A 25,626-nucleotide genomic window follows, 5' to 3' on the forward strand; every position below is an offset into this window, starting at 1 on the left:
GCGTACGTTTCAGCAAGGCACTCGGCCACCGCCCATCATGCACCATCGCTGCATCTCCTGTTGCGGAGGCGCATACGGTAGTCCGGTCCTCGGATCGATGTGGTCATACTGCCCCGTGGGATGTCGAGCCCTCCACGCGGCTTGGTCGGCATACTGTTGCTCGATCGCGGCTTGCTCTCGTGCCAGATCGGCCTTCTGCGCATCGTCGAGTTTCTTCGTCATGGTCACGAGCCGCGCGAACTTTGGATCGCGAACATCCTGCAGGGGCGGTAACGGTGGCGCAGGCGGCATGATAAGCACAGGGCCGGTGTATTTCGGTATCGGCAACTTGGACGGTCGGCCAAACTTTGCCGCCATATTCATCTCCCACAACGCAGCGTCCATTCCGAGCGCATGTTCGTAGTCGCGATTGACGACCGCCAGCGTGACCGTCCCCGACGGCGTCGGCAATGCCTGCAGGGAAGGTGGAAGCGTCTGTCGAGCCTCGGGATAAATGGTGCGGGCATAAGCGATTGCTGCGACGGAGTACTGCTGCAGCACTGCCTCGTACGCTTCCAGTATCTGCGCTCGATCATAGCCGCCAGGATTCTCAAACATCGGCTTATATGCCAACACTTTCTGGCTATACAACGCATTCGCATTCCGCTGCTCTGCGGCAAACCGTTGTTGAGGATCCGTCGGCGCAGACGCCGATAGGGGCGCACACCCTGAAAACACGCTGGCGACAAGCAATATCCCGACTGTCGCGCGCACAAGCAACGAGCGTTGACGCGACATATCCGCGATCATCTGGTTGACCAAGGCGAGCGGCGACGAGAGTCGTGGGTTTGACGGCGTAATCTTGTGGACCCCTGCCATGTGCGTCCCTCGTTGTGAGATGTTAGTCCGCAGAGTTTAGCGGAAACCTAGTCAAACGAGACCGATCGGTATACGTTCCCCAAAAATGCGCCGCTGCCTTCCCGTAGACGCGGCGCAAAGGACGGAGAAAACATGAAACTAGTGCGTAGCCTCCTCTTTGCGGCAAGCATTGGTATGGCTTCGATCAGCCACGCTCAGATCTCGTGTCCACCAGGCACAATTGCTTATGGCACCGATCAGTCGACGAGCGTCTGTGGCCCGGCTCCGCGCCAAGCACGCGGCAATTCACAGCAGCAACAGGCACCTGTCCGGTGGGAATCCCGGTGAGGAGCCATTGCCACCGACGGCAAGGTCGGTGCGCTGGGGGCGTCGATGGGACTCGATACCCAGCAGGCGGCTGAACGTGCCGCGATGGCCGACTGCGCCGCCAAAGGCGGCCCGCATTGCGAGATTGAAGTGTCTTTCTCCAACGGCTGCGGAGCAATGGTCGTGGGCCAGACCACGCACAACTCCAATTACGGCACCACGTTAGACGAGGCAACAGCAAAGGCGCTGAAGACATGTAACGCAGCCGACAGCGGCTGTCGCGTGTTCTATTCCGGTTGCAGCCTGCCCAGGGCGATCCAGTAAGTACGCCCAGCGGCAGCCCGCGCGAGACAGTCTGAAGGCTTGCGCCTAGCCAGATACTCTCTCTGTTGAGCCTTCGAACGGTCAAGTTACTTTGGCTCCGCCACCATCTCGTCCGCCGGATAGAGCTGCAGCATCGCGCGCGCAGCCTCTACGTTGGACGTCGTCAACCATTCCTCCCAGTCGTCGGGCCGCAGGATCACGACAGACCGCTTCTCGTCGGCCGGCTTGTGCATGTGCGACATCAGCGGGTGGCCGTCGGCGTTGACGGTAAGCATCGCCATCGCATTGACGTCCGTGCCGTCCCGGCGACGCAGCGTTTGCCAGATGCCGGCAACGCACATCGTCGGGCGGTCGATTACACCGATACGCGTATTGCCCGAGCACCCGTGGCGCCGTATCTCGAGGTTCGAGGAGCGCGAGCATACCGACGTCGAGTTGCACGGCCGATATCGATCCAGAAAACGCCCGGCGCCGGGCTCGTCACGCCACGCCGAGATGTGTCCCGCCACGCCCCACCCCGGCTCGTCCTTCCGTAGGACGCTAGATGCTTCGCTGATTCACACGCCGTGAAAGCGCTTCGGCGCTCTCCTTCCGCTCGCTGTACCGATCGACCAGGTACGGGCCGATGTCTCTCGTCAGCAACGTAAACTTCACCAATTCTTCCATCACGTCCACGACACGATCGAAATAAGCGGATGGCTTCATCCGCCCCGCTTCGTCGAATTCCATGAAAGCCTTCGCCACCGACGACTGGTTCGGGATGGTCAGCATGCGCATCCAGCGTCCGAGCACCCGCATCTGGTTCACCGCGTTGAACGACTGCGAACCGCCGCTGACCTGCATCACCGCGAGCGTCTTGCCCTGCGTCGGTCGCACGGCGCCGACCGACAGCGGAATCCAGTCGACCTGCGACTTCATGATGCCCGTCATCGCGCCGTGCCGCTCCGGCGAGCACCACACCATCCCTTCCGACCACGTCACCTGTTCGCGAAGCTCGACGACCTTCGGATGACTGTCGGGCGCGTCGTCCGGCAGAGGCAGTCCGCTCGGATTGAACACGCGGGCTTCGGCGCCCATCGCCGTGAGCAAGCGTGCCGCTTCCTCGACCAGCAGGCGGCTGAACGAGCGCTCGCGGAGCGAGCCATAGAGCAGCAGAATCCGGGGAGGATGCGTCGACGGCGCCGCCGGCCGCAATTGGGCAGCATCCGGCACGCGGAACTGCTCGGTGTCGAGTTGCGGTAGATCGTTCGTGTCGTCGGTCATCTGCAGATTCTTCGGTGTACTCAGGCCCGATGCTCATACCAGCCCTTCGACCGGTTGACGACACGCACGACCAGCAACATCGCCGGCACCTCGACCAGCACGCCGACGACGGTCGCCAGCGCGGCGCCCGAGTGAAATCCGAACAGGCTGATCGCCGCGGCGACGGCCAGTTCGAAGAAGTTGGATGCACCGATGAGCGCCGACGGACATGCCACGCTGTGCTTCTCGCCGACCGTGCGGTTGAGCCAGTAGGCCAATGCCGAATTGAAGAACACCTGAATCAGGATCGGCACCGCCAACAGCGCGATCACGAGCGGCTGCGCCAGAATCGCGTCGCCTTGAAAGGCGAACAGGAGGACGAGCGTCACGAGGAGCGCGGCGATCGACCAGGGAGCAGTCCTCACCATTGCGGCATCGAATGCAGCCGCGCCCTTGGCGAGCAGGCGCTTGCGCCACAACTGCGCGAAGATGACCGGAATGACGATGTACAGCACGACCGAGGCGAGCAGCGTCGCCCACGGTACGGTGATCGCCGACATGCCGAGCAGCAGCCCGACCATCGGTGCGAACGCGATCACCATGATGCTGTCGTTCAGCGCGACCTGCGACAACGTGAACAGCGGGTCGCCGCCCGTGAGTCGACTCCACACGAACACCATCGCCGTACACGGCGCCGCGGCCAGCAGAATCAGGCCCGCGATGTAGCTGTCGAGCTGGTCCGTCGGCAACACCGGTGCGAACAGATGGCGAATGAACAGCCAGCCCAGGCATGCCATCGAGAACGGCTTGACGAGCCAGTTCACGACAAGTGTGACGCCGATGCCCTTCATGTGTCGACGTACCTCGTGCAACGCGGCGAAGTCGACCTTGACGAGCATCGGAACGATCATCACCCAGATCAGCAGCCCGACGGGCAGATTGACCTGCGCGTATTCGATCCGGCCGAGCTGCCGGAACAAACCGGGCAGCACCCGGCCGAGCGCGATACCCGCGACGATGCACAGCGCGACCCAGAGCGTGAGGTAGCGTTCGAAGAAATTGATGGCCGGCTTGGCAGCGGCCTTGCTCGGCGGGGCGGTGTCGTACGCGGTCATTGCACGGGGTTCGGTCTCGAAGGCGTCGCCCGCCGCTCACGTCGGCGGGCCGTCGTACGGGCGATCAATGTCGCGCGATATCGGTCAATGCGTGCTGAAGCTCGGCATTGCTCATGCGCTCGAGCGGCAACGCCAGCAACTGCAGCATGCGATAGCCGATCGCTTGACGCGTCAGGTCGAACGCCAGTCGCCTGCCTTCGTCACCGCCGGCCGCATTCGACGGATCGGCGTAACCCCAATGGACCTTGACGGGGCTGCCGGGCCAGTACGGACACGTTTCGGCTGCCGCACTATCGCACACCGTGATGACGACACGCATCTCGGGCGCGCCGTCGCCGGCGAATTCGTCCCAGCTTTTGCTGCGGTATCCGTCAACGTCGACGCCGGCGTTCGTCAACGCCTCCAGCGCGAACGGGTTGACGCGACCGCTCGGCGCGCTGCCGGCGCTGTACGCCCGGACGTCCTTGCCGAGCGTCGCGGCCCAGAAATTGAGCATGCCCTCCGCCAGCACGCTGCGGGCGGAGTTGTGGGTGCAGAGAATCAGTACGTTCGTGGTCATGGGCGATGCACGCGCATGCGTGTCGGGGCGTCAGGATTGGCAGCGATCGGGCGTCGGGCACGCCACCACCGGCGAACAGGGATTCCCGCCGCAGCAGTTCTCGGTGAGGTAGGCCAGCAAGCCGTTCATCGTCGCGAAATTTCCGCAATAGAACACGAAGCGGCCTTCTTGCCGGCTCGTCACGAGTTGCGCATGCGCGAGCTCCTTCAAATGGAACGACAGCGACGACGGCGGCACGTCCAGCAACGTGGCGATCTGCCCGGCCGGCATGCCTTCCGGCCCGGCCTGGACGAGCGCACGAAACACCGCGAGCCGGGATTCGTGTGCGAGCGCTGCAAGCGCAGCGATGATCTGATTTGTTTCCATATTTCCATAATAGTCGAAATATGGAACGTTGTGTAGCGAGTCAGATGAGCGACGATAGCCGCCACGCCTGCCCAAGGGGCGGTTCCGGTGAAGCGAAATACACGAGCCTGGTTGAAGAACAGGAACGCGAATTGCACTGCCGCGTGCGCACCGCCCCGGGGCGCGCCAGCTCGTGAGCCAAATGGCGAGACGAGCATGACGATTCCTTTCCTGTCCGGCATCAATCGCCGGCGCGATACGGTATTGCCGATCGGTTTCGTCACCGGATATCCGAAGTGAATTAATCCGCATCCGTTAAATTGCACATTTTACCGGCGAGACGAGTAATAATTGCGGCCGTCTTTTCAATTCAATATTCGAAAACAAAAACATTATTGACTTCGACTTTCCCGTAAATTTAGAATCGCCTACAACGGCTTACGTATCATCTTCTTCGCCGCCCCGGATTCGCCACTCACCCGCGCGAAGGGCTTGCGCATCGCCTTTTTCGCGGAACATCGACGCGTCGCCCCTGTCGTTTTCAGCTTTCGGCATTTACCGGCCATTCGGTTATTGCCAACCTGTTTCCTTTCGAAGAATCGCAACATCCCGATTAGTTCCCGTCATTCGCCAGAATGAATACAAGATGGGATCAAGCGGACCCGAGATCCGCCGATTAGAACATCCAGATAAAAATCGTCAGTCATCAGGAGGGACATCAACATGCATCGCCTTGCGAAGTCGCTGTGTCTCGGGCTCGTCTGTGCCGGTCTGCTGTCGGCCTGCAACGACGACGACGTCAAATCGAACAACCCGCCGTCGAACACCGCCGCGTTGTCGTTCCGCATGGATACCGGCGGCCAGATCAACGCGTTCTACCGGCAGGACAAGGTCGCCGCGCACCTGCTCGTGCGCTCGTCGACGAAGCCGCGCCTGCTCGTGGTCTTCCCCGCCGGCAACAGCGGCACCGGGCTGTGGTTCGACGACACCGCGCAGCCGGTGAACTGGAGCCTCGACACGCCGCCGTCCGCGTTGTCGGCCCCGGACGCACACGGGCGCCCGCTCTACGGCATCGGCGCCGACGTGTCGGTCGACACCGGTACGCTGACGATCCGCCAGGGCGTGCTCAGCAACGTGCGCTTCCTGCGCGACTTCAACGGCGGCGCCACGATTCCGCAACAGATCCTCACCGCGCCGACGGTCCAGGGCAGCACCGCGCAATGGCAACGCGACCGGATCGACGGCGCGCCCGGCTATGCGCTGCGCATCACGCTGCGCGACGGCGGCAGCATCGCGCCGGCAGCGGGCGGCAAGCTCGTGCTGAGCGCGCCGGCGGGCTCGCACACGCTTAAGCTGCACGTCGATGCGCTGTCGGGCGAGACGCCGCTGTCGCCGATCACGCACGCCGACCTGTTCGCCCCGTCCGTGAATCCCGACCCGGTCAGCCAGAACGTGCTCGAATTCCTCAGCTTCAACGACAAGCTGCTGGCCGGCTCGTGGCAGTACGACACGTACTTCGGCCGCGACACGCTGATCTCGGTCCGCATGCTGATGCCCGTGCTCGAACCGGCGGCGATCGAGGCCGGGCTGTCGTCGGTGCTGAGTCGCCTGTCGGCCGACGGCAAGGTCGCGCACGAGGAAGGCATCGGCGAATTCGCGCTGATCGACAACCAGAAGAACGGGCGGCCGAACGATGCGACACCGACCTACGACTACAAGATGATCGACAGCGACTACCTGCTCGCGCCGATCGCGGCCGCGTGGCTGATCGACGATACGCGCGGCCAGGCGCGCGCGGCCGCGTACCTGGCGCAGCGCGGCAGCGACGGACAGACCAACGGCAGCCGCCTCGTGGTCAATCTGCTGCACGTCGCGACGACCGCGCAGCCGTTCGCGCAGCAGCCGTCGGTCGCGAACCTGATCCATCTGCGGCCCGGCGAAATCGTCGGCAACTGGCGCGACAGCACCGACGGCCTCGGCGGCGGCGTGTACCCGTACGACGTGAACGCGGTGCTCGTGCCGGCCGCGCTGCGGGCGGCGAACGCGTTCCTCGCCCGCGGCCTGCTCGATCCGTACCTCGACGCCGGGCAGCGCGCGACGCTCGCCAACACGGCGAACCAAGCGGCCATCTGGGAAACCCAGGCGCCGCCGCTGTTCCAGGTCAGCGTGCCGGCCGCGCAGGCGGCCACCGACGTGTCGGCCTATGCGCCGTCCGCCGGCGTGCCGGCCGGCGCCGCGCCCAACGCGCCGCTGGCCTTCTACGCGCTGTCGCTCGACCAGCAGGGCAATCCGATTCCGGTGATGAATTCCGACGGCGGTTTCGCGCTGCTGTTCGGCACGCCGCCGGACGACCAGCTTCAGCGGATCGTCGCCGACGTCACGCGGCCGTTCCCGACCGGGCTCGTGACCGATGCCGGGATGCTGATCGCGAACCCCGCGTACGCGAACCCGTCGCTGTGGCCGAAGTTCACGAGCTCCGCGTATCACGGCACGGTGATCTGGTCGTGGCAGCAGGCGATGTGGGTGGCCGGGCTCGATCGTCAGCTTGCGCGCCAGGACCTGTCGGCCACGACGCGCACGCTGCTCACGCAGGCGCGGCAGACGATCTGGCAGGTGATCTCGAACGGGCGCGACATGCGCACATCGGAAATGTGGACGTGGTCCTACGTGAACGGCAAGTACCAGACCGACGCATTCGGCACGCGCAGCGCCGACGCGACCGAAGCCAACGCCGCGCAGCTCTGGAGCACGACGTATCTCGCGATCCGCGATCCGCAGCAGCGCGCGGGCAAGTACTGGTGGCAGGCGTCGCAGCCGATGGAAGAGGCGCAGCCGAAACAGGCGACGGCGGTGGCGTCGCGCTAGCGCGTCGCCGCGCGCGTGCCGGGCGTGCCGGCCGGCACCGGCACTGGTCTGAAAAAGCCCCGGTGGCGCACCCGCCGCCGGGGCGTCGGCGGGATGCGGATCATCGCGACACCACGCGGTTGCGCCCTTCCCGCTTCGCCTGGTACAGCCGCTCGTCGACCGCCCGCAGCAGCGCATCGACCGTGCCGCCGTCGATGCCGTATTGCGCGACGCCGACGCTGACCGTCACCTGCACGCGCTTGAAGTCGAGCCCGAACGGCGCACTCGCGATCGACGAACGCACGCGCTCGGCCGTCATCCGCGCGCCCTCGAGCGGCATCTCCGGCAACAGCGCCATGAACTCCTCGCCGCCGACCCGCGCAAGCGCACCCGCCGGCCGGATCGCCTCGAGGCACTGGCGCACGACGCCGCGCAGCACCTCGTCGCCGATCTGGTGCCCGTATGCATCGTTGATGTTCTTGAAATTGTCGAGATCGAGCGCGAGCAGGCAGAACGGCGTGCCGTCGCGCTCGGCCCGCACGATCTCGCGCTCGACCTGCGCGATGAACTGGCGGCGGTTCGACGCACCCGTCATCGGGTCGGTCGCGGCCATGTACTCGAGCTTCTGGTTCGTGCGCCGCAGCTCCTGCAGCGCGCTTTCGGTGCGCGCCATCGATTCCGACAGCCGGCTCATCAGATCTTCCTGGCTGTAGATCGCCGAGAACGAGCGCGTCGTCTGCAGCGCCTGCACGACGCCGTAACTGAGCAGAAAGAATCCGCCCGCGAAGATCGCATGCGCGAGCCACCACATGTGATTCCACGGCTTGCCGAGGATGAACGCGAGCGACGACAGCGCGAACGCCATGATCGACACGCCGTAGATCACCATCAGCGGCGAGCGGATCCGCCGCGCGAGCAGCACGCACACGTTCAGCAGCGAGAACACCAGCGCGCCGCCTTCCATCGACAGCCGCGTGCCGAGCGCGCCCGCGACCGGCGAATACGCGATGTACGCGACCGCCACGTTGACGATCACGAAGAACACGATCCACGGCAGCCACATCCGCGCGCTCGTGCGCTTGTCGATCCGGTCGGGCGGACGCGAATACGACAGCAGGCCCGTGAGCAGCAGCGCCGACATCACGAAACGCGACGCGGGCCCGTACAGCAGGAACAGCCAGATATTGTGGTGCGCCATCCCGGTGAATGCGCCGTGCAACGCATAGATCATCGCGAAGCCGAGAAAGCCGAGCGTCAGCCAGCGCAGCAGCGGCTCGCCCGACGACCGGTAGCACACCCACGTCACGTAGGTGACGAACGCACCTTCGATCGTCGCCGCCGCGATCGCGATTTCATGGAAGGCGTGATTCTCGAACACGACGCTCCGGTCGCTGAAGAACCACAGATAGGCAATCAGATAGGCAGGCAGCAACGCGAATCCGACCAGCAGGCATTTCGCGTAGAGCCTCGCGGCCGCGCTGACGACGCGCGGCGGTTCCCCGGCTGCATAGGTCGTACTCATTCGGTCCCCGGTCGGTCTGCTGCGTTGATTCGAATCTTCGCGGCGCGGATCGCGCGACGCACGATCCGGCCCATCGTGCCGAAAGGCAAATGTCAGAGCAAGTATAGGTGGGGCAATTCGTTTGACAAGTCAGGGGAAACGGCATTGCCGGGTGCGTGCCTTTTGGTTCCCCGTCGTAGCGAATGGCGCGTCGGCTGCGCCGATTCGCTAAAGCGACGTGCGGCGTGCGGCGACGCCGCAGCGCCGCTGCACGCCGCCGCGCAAAGATCAGAGGATTTCGAACAGGCCGGCCGCGCCCTGCCCGCCGCCGATGCACATCGTGACGACCACGTACTTCACGCCGCGCCGCTTGCCTTCGATCAGCGCGTGGCCGGTCAGGCGCGCGCCCGACACGCCGTAAGGATGGCCGACCGCGATCGCGCCGCCGTTCACGTTCAGGCGATCGTCGGGAATCCCGAGCGTGTCGCGGCAGTACAGCACCTGCACCGCGAACGCCTCGTTCAGCTCCCACAGGCCGATGTCGTCGACTGTCAGCCCGGCCTGCTTCAGCAGCTTGGGCACCGCGAACACCGGGCCGATGCCCATTTCGTCCGGTTCGCAGCCGGCCACCGCGAAGCCGCGGAACGCGCCCAGCGGCTGCAGCCCGTCGCGCTGCGCGGCGTCGGCGCTCATCACGACGCAGGCCGACGCGCCGTCCGAGAACTGGCTCGCATTGCCCGCGGTGATCACGCCGCCCGGCACGGCCGAACGGATCTTCGACACGCCTTCGAGCGTCGTGTCGGGGCGGATGCCCTCGTCGGCCGACACCGTCACTTCCTGCGTGAACAGGCGGCCCGTCGCCTTGTCGGCGATGCCCGCGAGCACGGTGATCGGCACGATCTCGTCGCGGAAACGCCCGGCTTCCTGCGCGGCCGCGGCGCGCAGTTGCGACTGCACGCCGTACGCGTCCTGCCGCTCCTTCGAGATGCCGTAGCGCTTCGCGACGTTCTCGGCGGTCTGCAGCATGTTCCAGTAGATCTCGGGCTTGTGCTGGACGAGCCAGCCTTCCTGGATCATGTGCCGGTTCATCTCGTTCTGCACGCACGAGATCGATTCGACGCCGCCGGCCACATAGACGTCGCCTTCGCCCGCGATGATCCGCTGCGCAGCCAGCGCGATGGTCTGCAGCCCCGACGAACAGAAACGGTTCACCGTCATCCCCGGCACGCTCACCGGCAGCCCGGCGCGCAGCGCGATCTGCCGCGCGATGTTCGCGCCCGTCGCGCCTTCGGGGTTCGCGCAGCCCATGATCACGTCCTCGACGCGCGCCGGGTCGAGCTTCGCGCGTTCGAGCGCGGCCGCGACCACGTGGCCGCCGAGCGTCGCGCCGTGCGTCATGTTGAAGGCACCGCGCCAGGATTTCGCGAGCGGCGTGCGTGCGGTCGATACGATTACGGCTTCGGTCATGCGAGTCTCCTTCGGTCCTGCTTCATGTCCTGAATCGGATGGGGAATGCGCTACGCCGCCGGGCGCGCGCCCGCGGACGTCGCATGCGCGACGCCCGCTGCCTGCATCTGCTGCCATGCGTGTGCGAGCGACCCGTTCAGGTCGATCGCACGGCACGCATCGTTGATCACCGCGGCTTCGAATCCGGCCGCGCGCGCATCGAGCGCCGACCACGCGACGCAATAGTCGGTCGCGAGCCCGCAGCACCACACGCGCTTCGCGCCGAGTTCACGCAGGTAGCCTGCGAGCCCCGTGCGCGTCGTGCGGTCGGCTTCGACGAACGCGGAATAGCTGTCGACCTGCGCGTCGCCGCCCTTGCGGATCACCAGCCGCGCGTGCGGGATGTCGAGGTCGCGATGCAGCGCCGCGCCGTCGGTGTCCTGCACGCAGTGCACGGGCCACAGCACCTGCTCGCCATACGGCAACGCGAGCGTCGAGAACGGCTCGCGGCCCGGATGGTTCGCCGCGAACGACACGTGCTCGCGCGGGTGCCAGTCCTGCGTGAGCACGACCTGGTCGAAGCGTTGCGCGAGCGCGTTGATCACGGGCACGACCGCATCGCCGTCGGGCACCGCGAGCGCGCCGCCCGGCATGAAGTCGTATTGCACGTCGATCACGAGCAGGACGTCGTCGGTGCGTTTCATTGCGTGTCTCCAGACAGGATCGGCCGCGCCGCGATGCGGCGGCGTCAGCCGTTGAACCCGCGGCCGGCCTTCGCCAGTTCCGCGATCGACGGCGCGAGCCGCCAGGCGTCGCCGTTCGGCGCCGCCGCATAGCGGCGAATCGCGCGCTCGACGTTGTAGAGGCCGACCGTGTCCGCGTACAGCATCGGGCCGCCGCGCCACAGCGGGAAGCCATAGCCGGTCAGGTAGACCATGTCGATGTCGGACGCCTTCGACGCGATCTTCTCCTCGAGAATCTTCGCGCCTTCGTTGACGAGCGCGAACACCAGCCGCTCGACGATCTCGTCGTCGCCGATCTTGCGCCGCTCGACGCCGCGCTCCTTCGAATACGCGACGATCATCTCGTCGACGAGCGACGACGGCTTCGCCTTGCGATCGCCCGGCACGTAGTCGTACCAGCCGGCGCCCGTCTTCTGGCCGAAGCGGCCCTGTTCGCACAGGCGGTCGGCGATCTTCGAATACTGCAGCTCGGGCTGCTCGACGTAGCGCCGCTTGCGGATCGCCCAGCCGATGTCGTTGCCGGCGAGGTCGCTCATCCGGAACGGCCCCATCGCGAACCCGAACTTCTCGATCGCGCGATCGACCTGCGCGGGCAGCGCGCCTTCCTCGAGCATGAACAGCGCCTGGCGGATGTACTGCTCGATCATCCGGTTGCCGATGAAGCCGTCGCACACACCCGACACGACCGCCGTCTTGCGGATCTTCTTCGCGACCGCCATCACGGTCGCAAGCACGTCCTTCGCGGTCTGCGCGCCGCGCACGACCTCGAGCAGCTTCATCACGTTCGCCGGGCTGAAGAAGTGCATGCCGACCACGTCCTGCGGACGCTTCGTGAACGCCGCGATCTTGTCGACGTCGAGCGTCGACGTGTTCGACGCGAGGATCGCGCCCGGCTTCGCGACTTCGTCGAGCTTGCGGAACACCTGCTCCTTCACGCCGAGTTCCTCGAATACGGCTTCGACGATCAGATCGGCGTCCTTCAGGTCGTCGTAGGACAGCGTCGGCGCGATCAGCGCCATGCGCGCGTCGAGCTTCTCCTGCGTGAGCTTGCCCTTCTTCACCTGCGCGTCGTAATTCTTGCGGATCGTCGCGAGGCCGCGCTCGAGCGCCTCCTGCTTCGTCTCGAGCAGCGTGACGGGCAGCCCCGCGTTGACGAAGTTCATCGCGATCCCGCCGCCCATCGTGCCCGCGCCGATCACGCCGACCCGGCGGATCTCGCGCAGCGGCGTATCGGCCGGCACGTCGGGAATCTTGCTCGCCGCGCGCTCGCCGAAGAACGCATGGCGCAGCGCGCGGCTTTCCGGCGTCATCATCAGCGCGACGAAACCTTCGCGCTCGGCGATGCTGCCCTTGTCGAAACCGTTCAGCACGCCGGCCTCGATCGCGTCGATGCACTTGTGCGGCGCGGGGAAATTCGGCGCGGCCGCCCGCGCGGAATTGCGCGCGAACTGGATGAAGCCCGCCGCGTTTTCATGGACGATCTTGCGATCGCGCACGCGCGGATGCGGCCCCTTCTGCGCGCCGACCTTGCGTGCGAACGCGACGGCCGCGTCGAGCAGGTCGCCGTCGGCCATTTCGTCGAACAGCCCGCTCTTCGCGAGTTGCTCCGACGGGACCGGCGCGCCCGACACGATCATGTTCAGCGCGGTTTCGAGCCCGACCGCGCGCGGCAGGCGTTGCGTGCCGCCCGCGCCCGGCAGCAGCCCGAGCTTCACTTCGGGCAGCGCGACCTGCGCGCCGGGCGCCGCGACGCGGTAGTGCGCGCCGAGCGCAAGTTCCAGGCCGCCGCCCATCACGACGCTGTGCAGCGCCGCGACGACCGGCTTCGCGCTCGCCTCCACCGCACGGATCACGGTGTGCAGCGTCGGCTCCTGCAGGGCCTTCGGCGTATTGAATTCGGTGATGTCGGCGCCGCCCGAAAACGCGCGGCCCGCGCCGGTCAGCACGATGGCCGTGACCGACGGATCCTGCGCGGCGCGATCGAGCGCGTCCATGACGCCCTGACGGGTCGACAGGCCGAGCCCGTTGACGGGCGGGTTGTTGAGCGTGACGACGGCCACGCCGTCGCGAGTCGTGTAGTCCACTGCCATCTGCCTGCCTCCATGCATCGCGCGCCGGATTGGCTGCGCTTCATTGTGCGCGGTCGAACGGCCGCATGTCCGGATGAACGCAGGCAGCATACAACGAAAAAGCACGGTCGTTCAATTTGAATTTCGTTCCCGATCCGGGGACGGATCGGGCGACCGGTTCGCGGGCCGGGAACGGCCCGGGCGTCGGGCTTACGGCTCGCACACCGCCGTCGGCAACACGTAATCGCGGAACGTCTCGCGCAGCTTCAGCTTCTGCAGCTTGCCGGTCGCGGTGTGCGGCAGCGATTCGACGAACACGACGTCGTCGGGAATCCACCATTTCGCGACCTTGCCCTCGTAGAACGCGAGCAGCGCGTCGCGGCTCAGGTTCGCGCCTTCGCGCGGCACCACGACGAGCAGCGGCCGCTCGGTCCATTTCGGGTGCGCGCAGGCGATGCACGCGGCTTCGGCCACCCCCGGGTGCGCGATCGCGACGTTCTCGATGTCGATCGAGCTGATCCACTCGCCGCCCGACTTGATCACGTCCTTGCTGCGGTCGGTGATCTGCAGGAAGCCGTCGGGGTCGATCGTCGCGACGTCGCCGGTCGGGAACCAGCCGTCCGACAGCGGCGACGCGTCGCCGCGAAAGTAGCGGTCGATCACCCACGGCCCGCGCACCTGCAGTTCGCCGAACGCGACGCCGTCCCACGGCAGCTCGCGACCGTCCTCGCCGACGATGCGCATGTCGACGCCGCAGATCACGCGCCCCTGCTTCTCGAGCAACCGGCGCTGCGCGTCGAGCGGCCGCTGCGACTGCGCCCAGTTGAGCTTCGCGAGCGTGCCGAGCGGCGACAGCTCGGTCATCCCCCACGCATGGATCACGCGCACGCCGTATTCGTCCTCGAACGTGCGCAGCATCGCGGGCGGGCACGCGGAGCCGCCGATCACCGTGCGGTTCAGCGTCGAGAAACGCACGCCGGCTTCGCGCATGTAGTTCAGCAGGCCGAGCCACACGGTCGGCACGCCCGCGGAGAACGTCACGCGCTCGGCCTCCATCAGCTCGTACAGCGATTTCCCGTCGAGATCCTTGCCGGGCAGCACCAGCTTGCCGCCCGTCAGCGGCACCGCGTACGGCAGCCCCCATGCGTTGACGTGGAACATCGGCACGACGGGCAGCACGGCGTCCATCGCGGACAGGTTCATCGCGTCGGGCAGCGCGGCGCCGTACGCATGCAGCACGGTCGATCGATTCGAATACAGCACGCCCTTCGGATTGCCGGTCGTGCCGGACGTGTAGCACAGCCCCGACGCCTGCTGCTCGTCGAGACGCGGCCAGTCGTAGCGGCCGTCCTCGGCGTCGACGAGCGTTTCGTAGCAGAGGAACGGCGTCGCGCCGGACGGCAGGTGCGCGGCATCCGTCATCGCGATCCAGCCCTTCACGTGCGGGCATTGCGGCGCGATCGCGTCGACGAGCGGCGCGAAATTGATGTCGAACAGGACGTAGCGGTCTTCCGCGTGATTGACGATGTACGCGATCTGTTCGGGAAACAGGCGCGGGTTGATCGTGTGGCACACGGCGCCCATCCCGCCGATCCCGTAATACGCCTCGAGATGCCGGTAGCCGTTCCACGCCAGCGTGCCGACGCGGTCGCCGGTTTCGACGCCGAGCCGCCCGAGCGCCTGCGCCAGCCGCTTCGCGCGGCGTTCGCAATCGCGGTACGTGTAGCGATGCAGGTCGCCTTCCACGCGCTTCGACACGATCTCCGTGTCGCCTGCGTGCCGCGCGGCATGCGAAATCAGCGACGACACCAGCAGCGGCACATCCATCATCTGGCCCAGCAACGGCTTACCCATCGTCTTGTTCTCCCCGAGGATGCGAATCGGTGACCAGCGTGCGGGCCGTTTCCGTACGGAAGCAGTCCGGTGCGCGCCCGTCGGCGGCCCCGGACGGGCGTGGCGCGCGGTGCGCGGGCCGCCATGCGGGCGGCGCGGCGCCGCCTTACAATATCGGCTTACCCAGAGGCGCTCAACATGTCGTTTTCCCGAAGCGCAGCCGATGCGGCTGACACCCTGCCCGACCTCGCCGCGACGCTCGGCGCGCCCGCCGAACATGCGTTCGTCACGCTCGGCGACGCGTTTCATACGCGGCTGCCGGCCGCGCCGCTCGCCGCGCCGTACGTCGTCGGCTTTTCCGACGAAGTCGCGCAACTGCTCGACCTGCCGCCCGCGATCGCCGCGCAGCCCGGCTTCGCCGAGCTGTTCGCCGGCAACCCGACGCGCGACTGGCCCGCGCACGCGATGCCGTACGCGTCGGTCTATTCCGGCCATCAATTCGGCGTATGGGCCGGCCAGCTCGGCGACGGCCGCGCGCTGACGATCGGCGAATTGCCCGGCACCGACGGCCGGCGCTACGAACTGCAGATCAAGGGCGGTGGCCGCACGCCGTACTCGCGGATGGGCGACGGCCGTGCGGTGCTGCGCTCGTCGATTCGCGAATTCCTGTGCTCGGAAGCGATGCATCACCTCGGCATCCCGACCACGCGCGCGCTGACGGTGATCGGCTCCGACCAGCCGGTGGTGCGCGAGGAGATCGAGACGGCGGCCGTCGTCACGCGCGTGTCGGAAAGCTTCGTGCGCTTCGGCCACTTCGAGCACTTCTTCTCGAACGATCGCCCCGATCTGCTGCGCCAGCTTGCCGATCACGTGATCGACCGCTTCTATCCGGCCTGCCGCGACGCGGACGATCCGTACCTCGCGCTGCTCGAAGCCGCGACGCTGCGCACGGCCGACCTCGTCGCGCAGTGGCAGGCCGTCGGCTTCTGCCACGGCGTGATGAACACCGACAACATGTCGATTCTCGGCGTGACCATCGATTACGGTCCGTTCGGCTTCGTCGACGCATTCGACGCGAACCACATCTGCAACCACTCCGATACCGGCGGCCGCTATGCGTACCGGATGCAGCCGCGCATCGCGCACTGGAACTGCTACTGCCTCGCGCAGGCGCTGCTGCCGCTGATCGGGCTGCAGCACGGGATCGCCGACGACGATGCACACGCCGAGCGCGCGGTGGACGATGCACAGGCCGTGCTCGCGAAGTTTCCGGAGCGCTTCGGTCCCGCACTCGAACGCGCGATGCGCGCGAAGCTCGGCCTCGCGCTCGAGCGCGAGAACGACGCCGAGCTCGCGAACAAGCTGCTCGAGACGATGCACGCGAGCCACGCGGATTTCACGTTGACGTTCCGCCGGCTCGCGCAGGTCTCGAAGCACGACGCGAGCCGCGACGCGCCCGTGCGCGACTTGTTCATCGACCGCGAAGCGTTCGACGCCTGGGCGAACCTCTACCGGGCGCGGCTGTCCGAGGAAACGCGCGACGACGCGGCTCGCGCGGTTGCAATGAACCGCGCGAACCCCAAATACGTGCTTCGCAACCATCTCGCCGAAGTCGCGATCCGGCGCGCGAAGGAAAAGGATTTTTCGGAAGTCGAGCGACTCGCGCAGATCCTGCGCCGCCCGTTCGACGAACAACCGGAGCATGAAGCGTACGCGGCGTTGCCGCCCGACTGGGCCGGGTCGCTCGAAGTGAGCTGCTCGTCGTGACCGCACGACGCGTCCGACCCGACCGACCGATCAGGAGAACCCTCACATGTCACACGATTCCGACGACAAAACCTACCCGTACCAGAAGGACGACGCCGAACTGCGCCGGCGCCTGACGCCGATGCAGTACGAGGTCACGCAGCACGCGGCGACCGAGCGCGCGTTCACCGGCGAATACACCGACACCGAGGACGCCGGCATCTACAAGTGCGTCGTCTGCAGCACGCCGCTGTTCGAATCCGGCGCCAAGTTCCACTCGGGCTGCGGCTGGCCCAGCTACTTCAAGCCGCTCGACAGCGAGGTGATCGACGAGAAGATCGACTACTCGCACGGGATGGTGCGCGTCGAGGTGCGCTGCAACCACTGCGGCGCGCATCTGGGCCACGTGTTCGAGGACGGTCCACGCGACCAGACCGGTTTGCGGTACTGCATCAATTCGGCTGCGTTAAACTTCGAGTCCCGACCCGAAAACGAATGAGCGGCGCCGGGCGGATCTGCCGGGCGGCCAGCCGCGGGCCGGACCGCCCCGATCCGCGACGGCGATGCCTGGCGGGTCCCTACAACGATGACAGGCCGCACCGGCGGCCCGTCACGCAGCTGCGAGCGCCATGAAATTCCTGTTCGATCTGTTTCCGATCATCCTGTTTTTTGTCGCCTTCAAGGTCTGGGGCATCTTTACCGCCACCGCCGTCGCGATCGTCGCGACGCTGGCCCAGGTCGCATGGGTCGCCTTCCGGCACCGGAAGGTCGACACGATGCTGTGGGTCAGCCTCGGCGTGATCGTCGTGTTCGGTGGCGCCACGCTCGTCCTGCATGACGAGAAATTCATTCAATGGAAACCGACCGTGCTGTACTGGCTGTTTGCGATCGGGTTGCTCGCCGCGCGTTATGCGTTCAGCAAGAACCTGATCGAGAAGATGATGGGCAAGCAGCTCACGCTGCCGTCCCCCGTGTGGGACAAGCTGAATCTCGCGTGGGCGCTGTTCTTCGCGGTGCTCGGCGTCGCGAACTTGTACGTGGTGCACAACTTCACCGAATCGCAATGGGTGAATTTCAAGCTGTTCGGTACGACGGGCGCGATGGTCGTATTCATCATCCTGCAGAGCCTGTGGCTCACGAAGTACCTGAAGGACGAATGACATGAGCGACGCCTTTCTGCACGCTTCCCCCGACGAACGCATCGCGCTGATCGAAGCGCGCCTCACCGCGTCGCTCGCGCCGCTGTCGCTGACCGTGCGCGACGACAGTGCGCAGCACGCAGGCCACGCGGGCGCCGCCGCCGGCGGTCATTTCACGGTCACGATCGTATCGTCCGCGTTCGCGGGCAAGCCGCGCGTCGCACGGCACCGGCTGGTGTATGATGCGCTCGCTGATGCGATGCAGCGCGGCATTCACGCGCTCGCGATCGTGGCTTACACGCCCGAAGAATTCAACGAATCTTCAATCTAGTCTCATTAGGAATTCCCGATGATCCTGAAATCCCCCCGCCTGTGGGTCGCGGCGGCTGCTTTTGCAGCGGCACCGGCATTTGCCCAGAACATCGCCGTCGTGAACGGCACGCCGATTCCGAAGTCGCGCGCCGACGCGATGGTCGCGCAGCTCGTCCAGCAAGGCCAGACCGACGGCCCGCAACTGCAGCAGGCCGTGCGCCAGGAACTCGTGAACCGCGAAATCCTGATGCAGGAAGCGATTCGCGAAGGCATCCCGAATCGGCCGGACGTGAAGGCGCAAGTCGCCGTCGCGCAGCAGACGGTCGTGCTGCGCTCGATGATCGAGAGCTTCCTGAAGAAGAACCAGCCGACCGACGCCGAAGTGAAGGCGCGCTACGACCAGCTCGTCAAGGGCGTGGGCGGCAACCGCGAGTACCACCTGCACCACATCCTCGTCGACAACGAGCAGCAGGCGAAGGACCTGATCGCGAAGATCAAGGGCGGCGCGAAGTTCGAGGATCTCGCGAAGCAATACTCGAAGGATCCGGGTTCGGGCAAGAACGGCGGCGATCTCGACTGGTCCGACCCGAAGGCGTACGTGCCGGAATTCGCGGCGGCCGCACAGAAGCTGCAGAAAGGCCAGATGACCGACACGCCGGTGAAGACGCAGTTCGGCTGGCACATCATCCGCGTCGACGACATCCGCGACATCGCACCGCCGCCGTTCGATCAGGTGAAGGCGCAGATCGCGCAGCAGCTCGTGCAGCAGAAGCTGCAGGCGTTCGAGGAAGGTCTGCGCCAGCAGGCGAAGATCCAGTAACGCCGGCGCGCGTCATACACGCATCGAGAAGCCGCTCTTCGGAGCGGCTTTTTCTTTGGGCGCGCACGAACATGGGTGTCGAGACGCGGCGGCGCCTGGCCGACGCGCAATAAAAAGCCGCTCCGAAGAGCGGCTTTCCCGTGCCGGGCATCGCCCCGCCCGCAGCATTCGCTACGCGGGATAAAACACGTCGCGATAACGCGCTTCGCCCGACGGCAGCGGAGCCGATGCGTCGAACGGCAGCGCGAGGAAATACTCGGGCGGCACGCCCGGAAAGACGATGTCGCCGTGCGGTTCGAACCCGAAGCGTGCGTAATACGCCGGCTCGCCAAGCACCACGCAGCCGCGCGCGCCGAGCCGCCGCAACGCGTCGAGCCCCGTGCGGACGAGCCCCGCGCCGATGCTTTTGCGCTGGCAATCGGGCCGCACCGCGAGCGGCGCGAGTCCGTACCACTGCTGGCTGCCGGCCGGCTCGCCGCCGATCGCGACCGGCGAAAACGCGACGTGCCCGACGATACGCCCGTCGCGCTCCGCGACGAGCGAGACGCTCAGCGCACCGTCTGCGCGCAGCGTCTCGACGATGCGCTGCTCGAACGCTCCACCCTGCGGCTCGCCCGCGAACGCCGCACGGATCACGCGGCCGATCGCGTCGGCCTCGCCCGCACGTTCGTCGCGCAGCGTGACGACCTCGACCGGCGCGTTCGGGTCGAACATCATCCGGATCAGCCGATCCAGCGGCGCGCGTTGCGGAACACACGCATCCACGGGCTCGCTTCACCCCAGCCTTCCGGGTGCCAGCTCATCGTGACCGTGCGATGCACGCGTTCCATATGCGGCATCAGCACCGAGAAGCGGCCGTCGGCGGTCGTGACCGACGTGATGCCGGCGGGCGACCCGTTCGGGTTGAACGGATAGCGCTCGGTCGCTTCGCCGCGGTGGTCGACGTAACGCATCGCGACCGCCACGCGATCGATGTCGCCCTGCTGCGAGAAGTCCGCATAGCCTTCGCCGTGCGCGACCGCCACGGGAATGCGCGAGCCTTCCATCCCCGCGAAGAAGATCGACGGCGACTTCTCCACCTCGACGAACGAGAAGCGCGCCTCGAACTGCTCGGACTTGTTGCGCGTGAACTTCGGCCACGCTTCGGCGCCGGGGATCATCGACGCGAGGCTCGACAGCATCTGGCAGCCGTTGCAGATACCGAGTGCGAACGTGTCGGGACGCGCAAAGAAGGCCGAGAACATGTCGGCGAGGTTCGCGTTGAAACGGATCGTCTTCGCCCAGCCTTCGCCAGCGCCCAGCACGTCGCCGTACGAGAAGCCGCCGCACGCGACCGCGCCCGCGAAATCGGCCAGCGTCGCGCGGCCCGCGAGCAGGTCACTCATGTGCACGTCGTGCGCGTCGAAGCCCGCGCGATCGAACGCATACGCGGTTTCCAGATGCGAGTTCACGCCCTGTTCGCGCAGGATCGCGACGCGTGGCCGTGCGCCCGTCGCGATGAACGGCGCGGCGACGTCGTCGGCCGGATCGAACGTCAGCACCGGCGAGAGGCCCGGATCGGCCGCGTCGAGCAGCGCGTCGTATTCGGCGTCCGCGCAGGCGGGGTTGTCGCGCAGGCGCGCGATGCGCCAGCTCACTTCGCTCCATGCACGATGGAGTTCGGTACGCGGCGCGTCGAAGATCTTCTTCGCATCGCGGTACACCTCGATCACGTCGCGATCGTTGACCGAGCCGATCACGTGCGAACACGTCGACAGGCCGAACTCGCGCAGCGCACCGAGCACCGCGTCGCGATCGGACGCGCGCACCTGCACGACGGCACCGAGTTCTTCGGAGAACAGCGCGCGCAGCGTGCGGTCGTCGCGACGGCCGCTCGTCTGTTTCGCCCAGTCCTTCGCGTCGCCGTAGTCGGATTCGTGGTCCGGGTCGAGCGTCAGCATGTCGACGTTCAGCGACACGCCCGCATGGCCCGCGAACGCCATTTCGCACACGGTCGCCCACAGGCCGCCGTCCGAGCGGTCGTGGTACGCGAGCAGCTTGCCCTGTGCATTGAGCGACTGGATCGCGTCGAAGAAGCGCTTCAGGTCTTCCGCGTCGTCGACGTCCGGCGTCGCATTGCCGACCTGCTGCGTGACCTGCGCGAAGATGCTGCCGCCCATCCGGTTCTTGCCGCGGCCGAGGTCGATCGCGATCAGCACGCTGTCGCCCGCGTCCGCCACGCGGCGCAGTTGCGGCGTAAGATGACGGCGCACGTCCTCGACCGGCGCGAACGCCGAGATGATCAGCGACACCGGCGACACCACTTCCTTCGCGACGCCCTGCTCGTCCCACTTCGTCTTCATCGACAGCGAATCCTTGCCGACCGGGATGCCGATCCCGAGCGCCGGGCACAGCTCCATGCCGATCGCCTTGACCGTGTCGAACAGCGCGGCGTCCTCGCCGGCCGTGCCGCACGCGGCCATCCAGTTCGCCGACAGCTTCAGCTTGTCGAGCGACGCGATCGGCGCGCTCGCGATGTTCGTGATCGCTTCGCCGACGGCCATGCGGCCCGATGCCGGCGCGTCGATCACCGCGAGCGGCGTACGCTCGGCCATCGTCATCGCCTCGCCCTTGAAGCCCGCATAGTCGAGCGCGGTGATCGCGCAGTCGGCCACCGGCACTTGCCACGGGCCGACCATCTGGTCGCGCACCGACGTACCGCCGACCGAACGGTCGCCGATCGTGATCAGGAACGACTTGCTGCCGACCGTCGGATGCTTCAGCACGTCGAGCGCGACTGCCGACAGCGCGACGCCCGTCACGTCGACCGGCGCACGCTCGGTGCGCACGCGCGCGACGTCGCGGTGCATGCGCGGCGGCTTGCCGAGCAGCACTTCCATCGGCATGTCGACCGGGTATTGGTCGGCGCCCGTCGCTTCGTCGTCGACGAGCTTCAGCTGGCGTTCGTCGGTCGCGACGCCGACCACCGCGAACGGGCAGCGCTCGCGCGCGCAGATCGCCTCGAAGCGCGGCAGGTCGGCCGGCGCGATCGCCAGCACGTAACGCTCCTGCGCCTCGTTCGACCAGATTTCGCGCGGCGACAGGCCCGATTCCTCGAGCGCGACCTTGCGCAGTTCGAAGCGCGCGCCCTTGCCCGCGCCGTCGACGATCTCGGGGAACGCGTTCGACAGGCCGCCCGCGCCGACGTCGTGGATGCTCAGGATCGGGTTTTCCGCGCCGAGCTGCCAGCAGCCGTTGATCACTTCCTGCGCGCGCCGCTCGATTTCCGGGTTGCCGCGCTGCACCGAGTCGAAATCGAGCTCGGCCGTGTTCGCGCCGGTCGCCATCGAGCTGGCCGCGCCGCCGCCCATGCCGATCCGCATGCCGGGGCCGCCGATCTGGATCAGCAGCGAGCCCGCCGGCACGTCGTGCTTGTGCGTGTGCTGATCCGCGATGTTGCCGAGGCCGCCCGCGATCATGATCGGCTTGTGATAGCCGTGCACCGTGCCGCCGACGTTCTGCTCGTACACGCGGAAGTAGCCGCCGAGGTTCGGGCGGCCGAATTCGTTGTTGAACGCGGCGCCGCCGAGCGGGCCGTCGATCATGATCTGCAGCGGCGACGCGATGCGGTCCGGACGGCCGTACGGGCCGTGCTGCTCGTTCGGGTTGCGCTCGGCCACCGGCTGCGCCGCGTCGCGTGCGTTTTCCCACGACTGGCGGGCGTCGGGCAGGTCGAGGTTCGACACGGTGAAGCCCGTGAGGCCGGCCTTCGGACGCGCGCCGCGGCCCGTCGCGCCTTCGTCGCGGATCTCGCCGCCCGCGCCGGTCGCCGCGCCCGGGAACGGCGAGATCGCCGTCGGGTGGTTGTGCGTCTCGACCTTCATCAGCGTGTGCGTGAGCTCGGTGTGGCGGCCGTAACGCTCGCCCGGCTCGCCGGCCGCGCCCGCCTTGCGCGGGAACCAGCGCTCGGCTTCGGCGCCGACCATGATCGACGAGTTGTCCGAATACGCGACGATCGTGCCCTGCGGGCTCAGCTTCTCGGTGTTGCGGATCATCGCGAACAGCGACATGTCCTGCGCTTCGCCGTCGATCGTCCACTGCGCGTTGAAGATCTTGTGGCGGCAGTGTTCGCTGTTCGCCTGCGCGAACATCATCAGCTCGACGTCGGTCGGGTTGCGTTCGAGCTTGCGGAACGCGTCGACCAGGTAGTCGATCTCGTCGTCGGCGAGCGCGAGGCCCAGCTCGACGTTCGCGCGCTCCAGCGCGCCGCGGCCGGCGCCCAGCACGTCGACGCTCGCGAGCGGCTTGGCCGGCAGCTCGTCGAACAGGTGCTTCGCGTCGTCGCGCGCCGCGACCACGCTTTCGGTCATCCGGTCATGCAGCGCGGCCGCGACGGTCGCGCGTGCGTCGTCCGACAGCGCCTTCTTGCCGCCGAGGAGGCCCGACTTCAGCGTGACCGTGAATTCGACGCCGCGCTCGATGCGGCGCACGTGCGTGAGGCCGCAGTGCTGCGCGATGTCGGTCGCCTTGCTCGCCCACGGCGAGACCGTGCCGAAGCGCGGCAGCACGACGAAGGTCTCGGTCGCGCCCTTCTCGCCCGCCGGCCGGAACGGCTCGCCGTAGTGCATCAGCGCATCGATGCGCGCGCTGTCGTCGGTCGACAGCGGCTCGGCCGCATTGACGAAGTGCAGGAACTGGCCGCGCACCGCGACGATGTTGGCGTCGATTTGCCTGAGCGTGTCGAGCAGACGGGTTTGACGGAAATCGGAGAGGGCCGAAGCGCCGGGAAAACACGAGAAGTGAGCCATGGGCTGGACTGACGTCGATGAGTCGCGCGAGGTGGCGACGTGGGGCGAAAGGAAGGCCGTAATTATACCCGGAAGTCGGCCGCCCAAGCCCCCCGATCGGTTGTCCGCATGCACCGCGCCGGTGCCCGGGCGCGCGGCGCGCACGGCCGCGCGCCGGACCGGCCTGCGCGTGCCTGCACGCCGGCCGCCGTGGCGCGGCCGCGCGGCCCATGTTCCGGCCGGCGCCGGCTCGCGCGCTTTTGGCGCTATCATTCCGGGTTCACCGGGCCCGGCCCTCAGCGAATTCTCACCGGGCGGCGTGCGCGCCGCCCGTCATCGAAGCAATCCAATGGATGTCATCGTCATCGGCGGCGGAATCAGCGGCGTCGCCACCGCCTACCAGCTGCGCGCGGCCGGCCATCGCGTGTGCGTGGTCGAACGTCACGCGACCGTCGCGCAAGGGGCGACCTACGGCGACGGCGGCGCGCTGCTGCCGAGCCCGCTCGACGTCTGGTTCGGCCCGACTTTCATGCGCCAGCGCCAGTCGCGCGACAGCGGCGTGGTCTACAAGCCGGGCTTCAACGGCGGCGTGCGCCACTTCGTCAAGCAGCTCGGCACGCTGCGCGAGTCCGACGCGTTCGCCGCGCAGTACGCACGACTGCGCCCGCTGATCGACGTGTCGCGCGACGCGCTCGCCGATATCGAGGCGCGCCTCGAGCTCGAATTCGAGCAGAAGCCCGGCATCCTGCACGTCGTGCGCGATCCGCGCGACTGGGACGCGCTGCAACCGGCGCTCGACCTGCTGCGCACGCTCGACCAGCCGTACCGCACGCTCACCGCCGACGAATGCGCGGCGCTCGAACCGTCGGTGCCGGCCGAGCCCGGCTTCGCCGGCGGCGTGCTGCTCGAAACCGAGCGCACCGGCAACTGCCCGCTGTTCGCGAAACTGGTCAAGCAGACGCTCGACGAGCACGGCGTGCAGTTCCGCTTCGGTGCGGACGTCGCCGCGATCCGCGTCGACAACGGCCGCGCGGCGGTCGAACTCGTGCCGCCGGGCAACCGGAGCGCGGCGAAGGCGCGCGAGGTCGACGTGATGTCCGCCGACGCGATCGTGGTCGCTGCCGGCGCCGGCAGCCTCGCGCTGCTCGAACGGCTCGGCTGGCGCCTGCCGCTGCACCCGGTGCGCGTCCATACGCTCACCGCGCCGGTCGCGTACGAAGAACACGCACCGCACCTAAGCGTCGTCGATTCGATCAAGCGGATCTCGATCACGCGCACCCACCAGCGGCTGCGCATCGGTGGAGCCGCCGTGCTGCAGAGCGTGGCCGAGACCGCGAAGCCGCTCGCCGAGCCGCTGTCCGAAGCCGCGCTCGCGCTGCTCGGCCAGGCCGTCCACGACTGGGTGCCGGGCGCCGCGAAGATCTCGGCCGCGCTGTCGTGGCAAGGCATGCAATTGCTGTCGCCGGACGGTCTGCCCGTCGTGGGTCCGACCCCGCATCCGCGCGTGTTCGTCAATTTCGGCCATGGCCCGGCCGGCTGGGGCCTCGCGTGCGGGTCTGCTAAAGTGGTGACCGACTATCTGGGCGGCAACGTCCAGCACTGGTCCGCCGACACGCTCGCCGCGCTGAGCGCCGGCCGCTTCACGACCTGACCGCCGC

The 25,626-nt window shown here is 67.2% G+C and carries 20 protein-coding genes and 1 pseudogene; 8 read left to right on the forward strand and 13 right to left on the reverse strand.

The window, feature by feature from the left end:
• Positions 1 to 9: 9 nt before the first annotated feature.
• On the reverse strand, positions 10 to 858 hold the full coding sequence (locus tag WS54_RS22860; RefSeq protein ID WP_059780966.1) for a hypothetical protein: 849 nt from the start codon (positions 856 to 858) through the stop codon (positions 10 to 12).
• Between the two features lie 333 nt (positions 859 to 1,191).
• Between WS54_RS22860 and WS54_RS22865 the strand changes: the two genes are divergently transcribed.
• Positions 1,192 to 1,488 (forward strand): DUF4189 domain-containing protein, encoded by a 297-nt coding sequence (locus WS54_RS22865; RefSeq protein WP_257792067.1) that lies wholly within the window; start codon positions 1,192 to 1,194, stop codon positions 1,486 to 1,488.
• A gap of 86 nt (positions 1,489 to 1,574) precedes the next feature.
• On the opposite strand, the pseudogene WS54_RS22870 reads toward WS54_RS22865, so the two are convergent.
• The 5 genes and pseudogenes from WS54_RS22870 to WS54_RS22890 form a co-directional block, all read right to left on the reverse strand.
• A pseudogene (locus WS54_RS22870) lies at positions 1,575 to 1,856 on the reverse strand (SOS response-associated peptidase family protein); the annotation flags it as partial.
• A gap of 172 nt (positions 1,857 to 2,028) precedes the next feature.
• Positions 2,029 to 2,751 carry an arsenical resistance protein ArsH gene (arsH, locus tag WS54_RS22875; protein WP_059780959.1) on the reverse strand — a complete coding sequence of 241 codons (723 nt, stop codon included), beginning with the start codon at positions 2,749 to 2,751 and terminating at the stop codon, positions 2,029 to 2,031.
• A gap of 20 nt (positions 2,752 to 2,771) precedes the next feature.
• Complete coding sequence (gene arsB / locus WS54_RS22880; RefSeq protein WP_059780956.1) at positions 2,772 to 3,845, reverse strand: ACR3 family arsenite efflux transporter; 1,074 nt, start codon at positions 3,843 to 3,845, stop codon at positions 2,772 to 2,774.
• Between the two features lie 64 nt (positions 3,846 to 3,909).
• Positions 3,910 to 4,404 carry an arsenate reductase ArsC gene (locus tag WS54_RS22885; RefSeq protein ID WP_059780953.1) on the reverse strand — a complete coding sequence of 165 codons (495 nt, stop codon included), beginning with the start codon at positions 4,402 to 4,404 and terminating at the stop codon, positions 3,910 to 3,912.
• Between the two features lie 30 nt (positions 4,405 to 4,434).
• Positions 4,435 to 4,770 carry an ArsR/SmtB family transcription factor gene (locus WS54_RS22890; protein ID WP_059780951.1) on the reverse strand — a complete coding sequence of 112 codons (336 nt, stop codon included), beginning with the start codon at positions 4,768 to 4,770 and terminating at the stop codon, positions 4,435 to 4,437.
• Positions 4,771 to 5,472: 702 nt separating this feature from the next.
• Here WS54_RS22890 and WS54_RS22895 point away from each other — a divergent pair.
• A complete protein-coding gene (locus tag WS54_RS22895; RefSeq protein ID WP_059780949.1) occupies positions 5,473 to 7,614 on the forward strand; it encodes a hypothetical protein in 2,142 nt (713 codons plus the stop codon).
• Positions 7,615 to 7,714: 100 nt separating this feature from the next.
• Here WS54_RS22895 and WS54_RS22900 read toward each other — a convergent pair whose 3' ends face one another.
• The 5 genes from WS54_RS22900 to WS54_RS22920 all read right to left on the reverse strand — a co-directional run bounded on the left by WS54_RS22900 (position 7,715) and on the right by WS54_RS22920 (position 15,206).
• Positions 7,715 to 9,115, reverse strand: coding sequence for a GGDEF domain-containing protein (locus WS54_RS22900; protein ID WP_034207529.1), 1,401 nt, complete (start codon positions 9,113 to 9,115; stop codon positions 7,715 to 7,717).
• A gap of 267 nt (positions 9,116 to 9,382) precedes the next feature.
• Complete coding sequence (locus WS54_RS22905; RefSeq protein WP_034207530.1) at positions 9,383 to 10,561, reverse strand: acetyl-CoA C-acyltransferase; 1,179 nt, start codon at positions 10,559 to 10,561, stop codon at positions 9,383 to 9,385.
• 50 nt (positions 10,562 to 10,611) lie between these two features.
• Entirely contained in the window at positions 10,612 to 11,244 is a 633-nt protein-coding gene (pncA, locus tag WS54_RS22910; RefSeq protein ID WP_006483895.1) for a bifunctional nicotinamidase/pyrazinamidase, read from the reverse strand.
• A gap of 44 nt (positions 11,245 to 11,288) precedes the next feature.
• Positions 11,289 to 13,373, reverse strand: a complete 2,085-nt coding sequence (locus tag WS54_RS22915; RefSeq protein WP_034207531.1) for a 3-hydroxyacyl-CoA dehydrogenase NAD-binding domain-containing protein — start codon at positions 13,371 to 13,373, stop codon at positions 11,289 to 11,291.
• A 189-nt stretch (positions 13,374 to 13,562) separates the two neighbouring features.
• Positions 13,563 to 15,206 (reverse strand): 3-(methylthio)propionyl-CoA ligase, encoded by a 1,644-nt coding sequence (locus WS54_RS22920; protein ID WP_034207532.1) that lies wholly within the window; start codon positions 15,204 to 15,206, stop codon positions 13,563 to 13,565.
• A 177-nt stretch (positions 15,207 to 15,383) separates the two neighbouring features.
• On the opposite strand from WS54_RS22920, the gene WS54_RS22925 reads away from it, so the two are divergent.
• From WS54_RS22925 to WS54_RS22945, 5 genes are all read left to right on the forward strand, one after another.
• Complete coding sequence (locus WS54_RS22925) at positions 15,384 to 16,952, forward strand: protein adenylyltransferase SelO (protein WP_059780947.1); 1,569 nt, start codon at positions 15,384 to 15,386, stop codon at positions 16,950 to 16,952.
• A gap of 46 nt (positions 16,953 to 16,998) precedes the next feature.
• Entirely contained in the window at positions 16,999 to 17,430 is a 432-nt protein-coding gene (gene msrB, locus WS54_RS22930) for a peptide-methionine (R)-S-oxide reductase MsrB (RefSeq protein WP_034207534.1), read from the forward strand.
• 130 nt (positions 17,431 to 17,560) lie between these two features.
• The gene (locus WS54_RS22935) at positions 17,561 to 18,091 is read left to right on the forward strand and encodes a septation protein A (RefSeq protein WP_006483893.1); all 531 of its coding nucleotides are present in this window, start codon (positions 17,561 to 17,563) and stop codon (positions 18,089 to 18,091) included.
• Between the two features lies 1 nt (position 18,092).
• On the forward strand, positions 18,093 to 18,401 hold the full coding sequence (locus WS54_RS22940) for a BolA family protein (protein WP_034207535.1): 309 nt from the start codon (positions 18,093 to 18,095) through the stop codon (positions 18,399 to 18,401).
• An 18-nt stretch (positions 18,402 to 18,419) separates the two neighbouring features.
• Positions 18,420 to 19,202, forward strand: coding sequence for a peptidylprolyl isomerase (locus WS54_RS22945; protein ID WP_034207536.1), 783 nt, complete (start codon positions 18,420 to 18,422; stop codon positions 19,200 to 19,202).
• Positions 19,203 to 19,373: 171 nt separating this feature from the next.
• On the opposite strand, the gene WS54_RS22950 is transcribed toward WS54_RS22945, so the two are convergent.
• Both WS54_RS22950 and purL read right to left on the reverse strand, forming a co-directional pair.
• Positions 19,374 to 19,919 (reverse strand): GNAT family N-acetyltransferase, encoded by a 546-nt coding sequence (locus WS54_RS22950; protein WP_059780944.1) that lies wholly within the window; start codon positions 19,917 to 19,919, stop codon positions 19,374 to 19,376.
• 5 nt (positions 19,920 to 19,924) lie between these two features.
• Positions 19,925 to 23,989 carry a phosphoribosylformylglycinamidine synthase gene (purL, locus tag WS54_RS22955; protein ID WP_059780942.1) on the reverse strand — a complete coding sequence of 1,355 codons (4,065 nt, stop codon included), beginning with the start codon at positions 23,987 to 23,989 and terminating at the stop codon, positions 19,925 to 19,927.
• 328 nt (positions 23,990 to 24,317) lie between these two features.
• Here purL and WS54_RS22960 point away from each other — a divergent pair, with 328 nt between their 5' ends.
• Entirely contained in the window at positions 24,318 to 25,619 is a 1,302-nt protein-coding gene (locus WS54_RS22960) for an FAD-dependent oxidoreductase (protein WP_059780940.1), read from the forward strand.
• The last annotated feature ends 7 nt before the right edge of the window (positions 25,620 to 25,626 follow it).

Source organism: Burkholderia sp. NRF60-BP8 (assembly GCF_001522585.2).
In the GTDB taxonomy this organism is placed as follows: Bacteria; Pseudomonadota; Gammaproteobacteria; order Burkholderiales; family Burkholderiaceae; genus Burkholderia.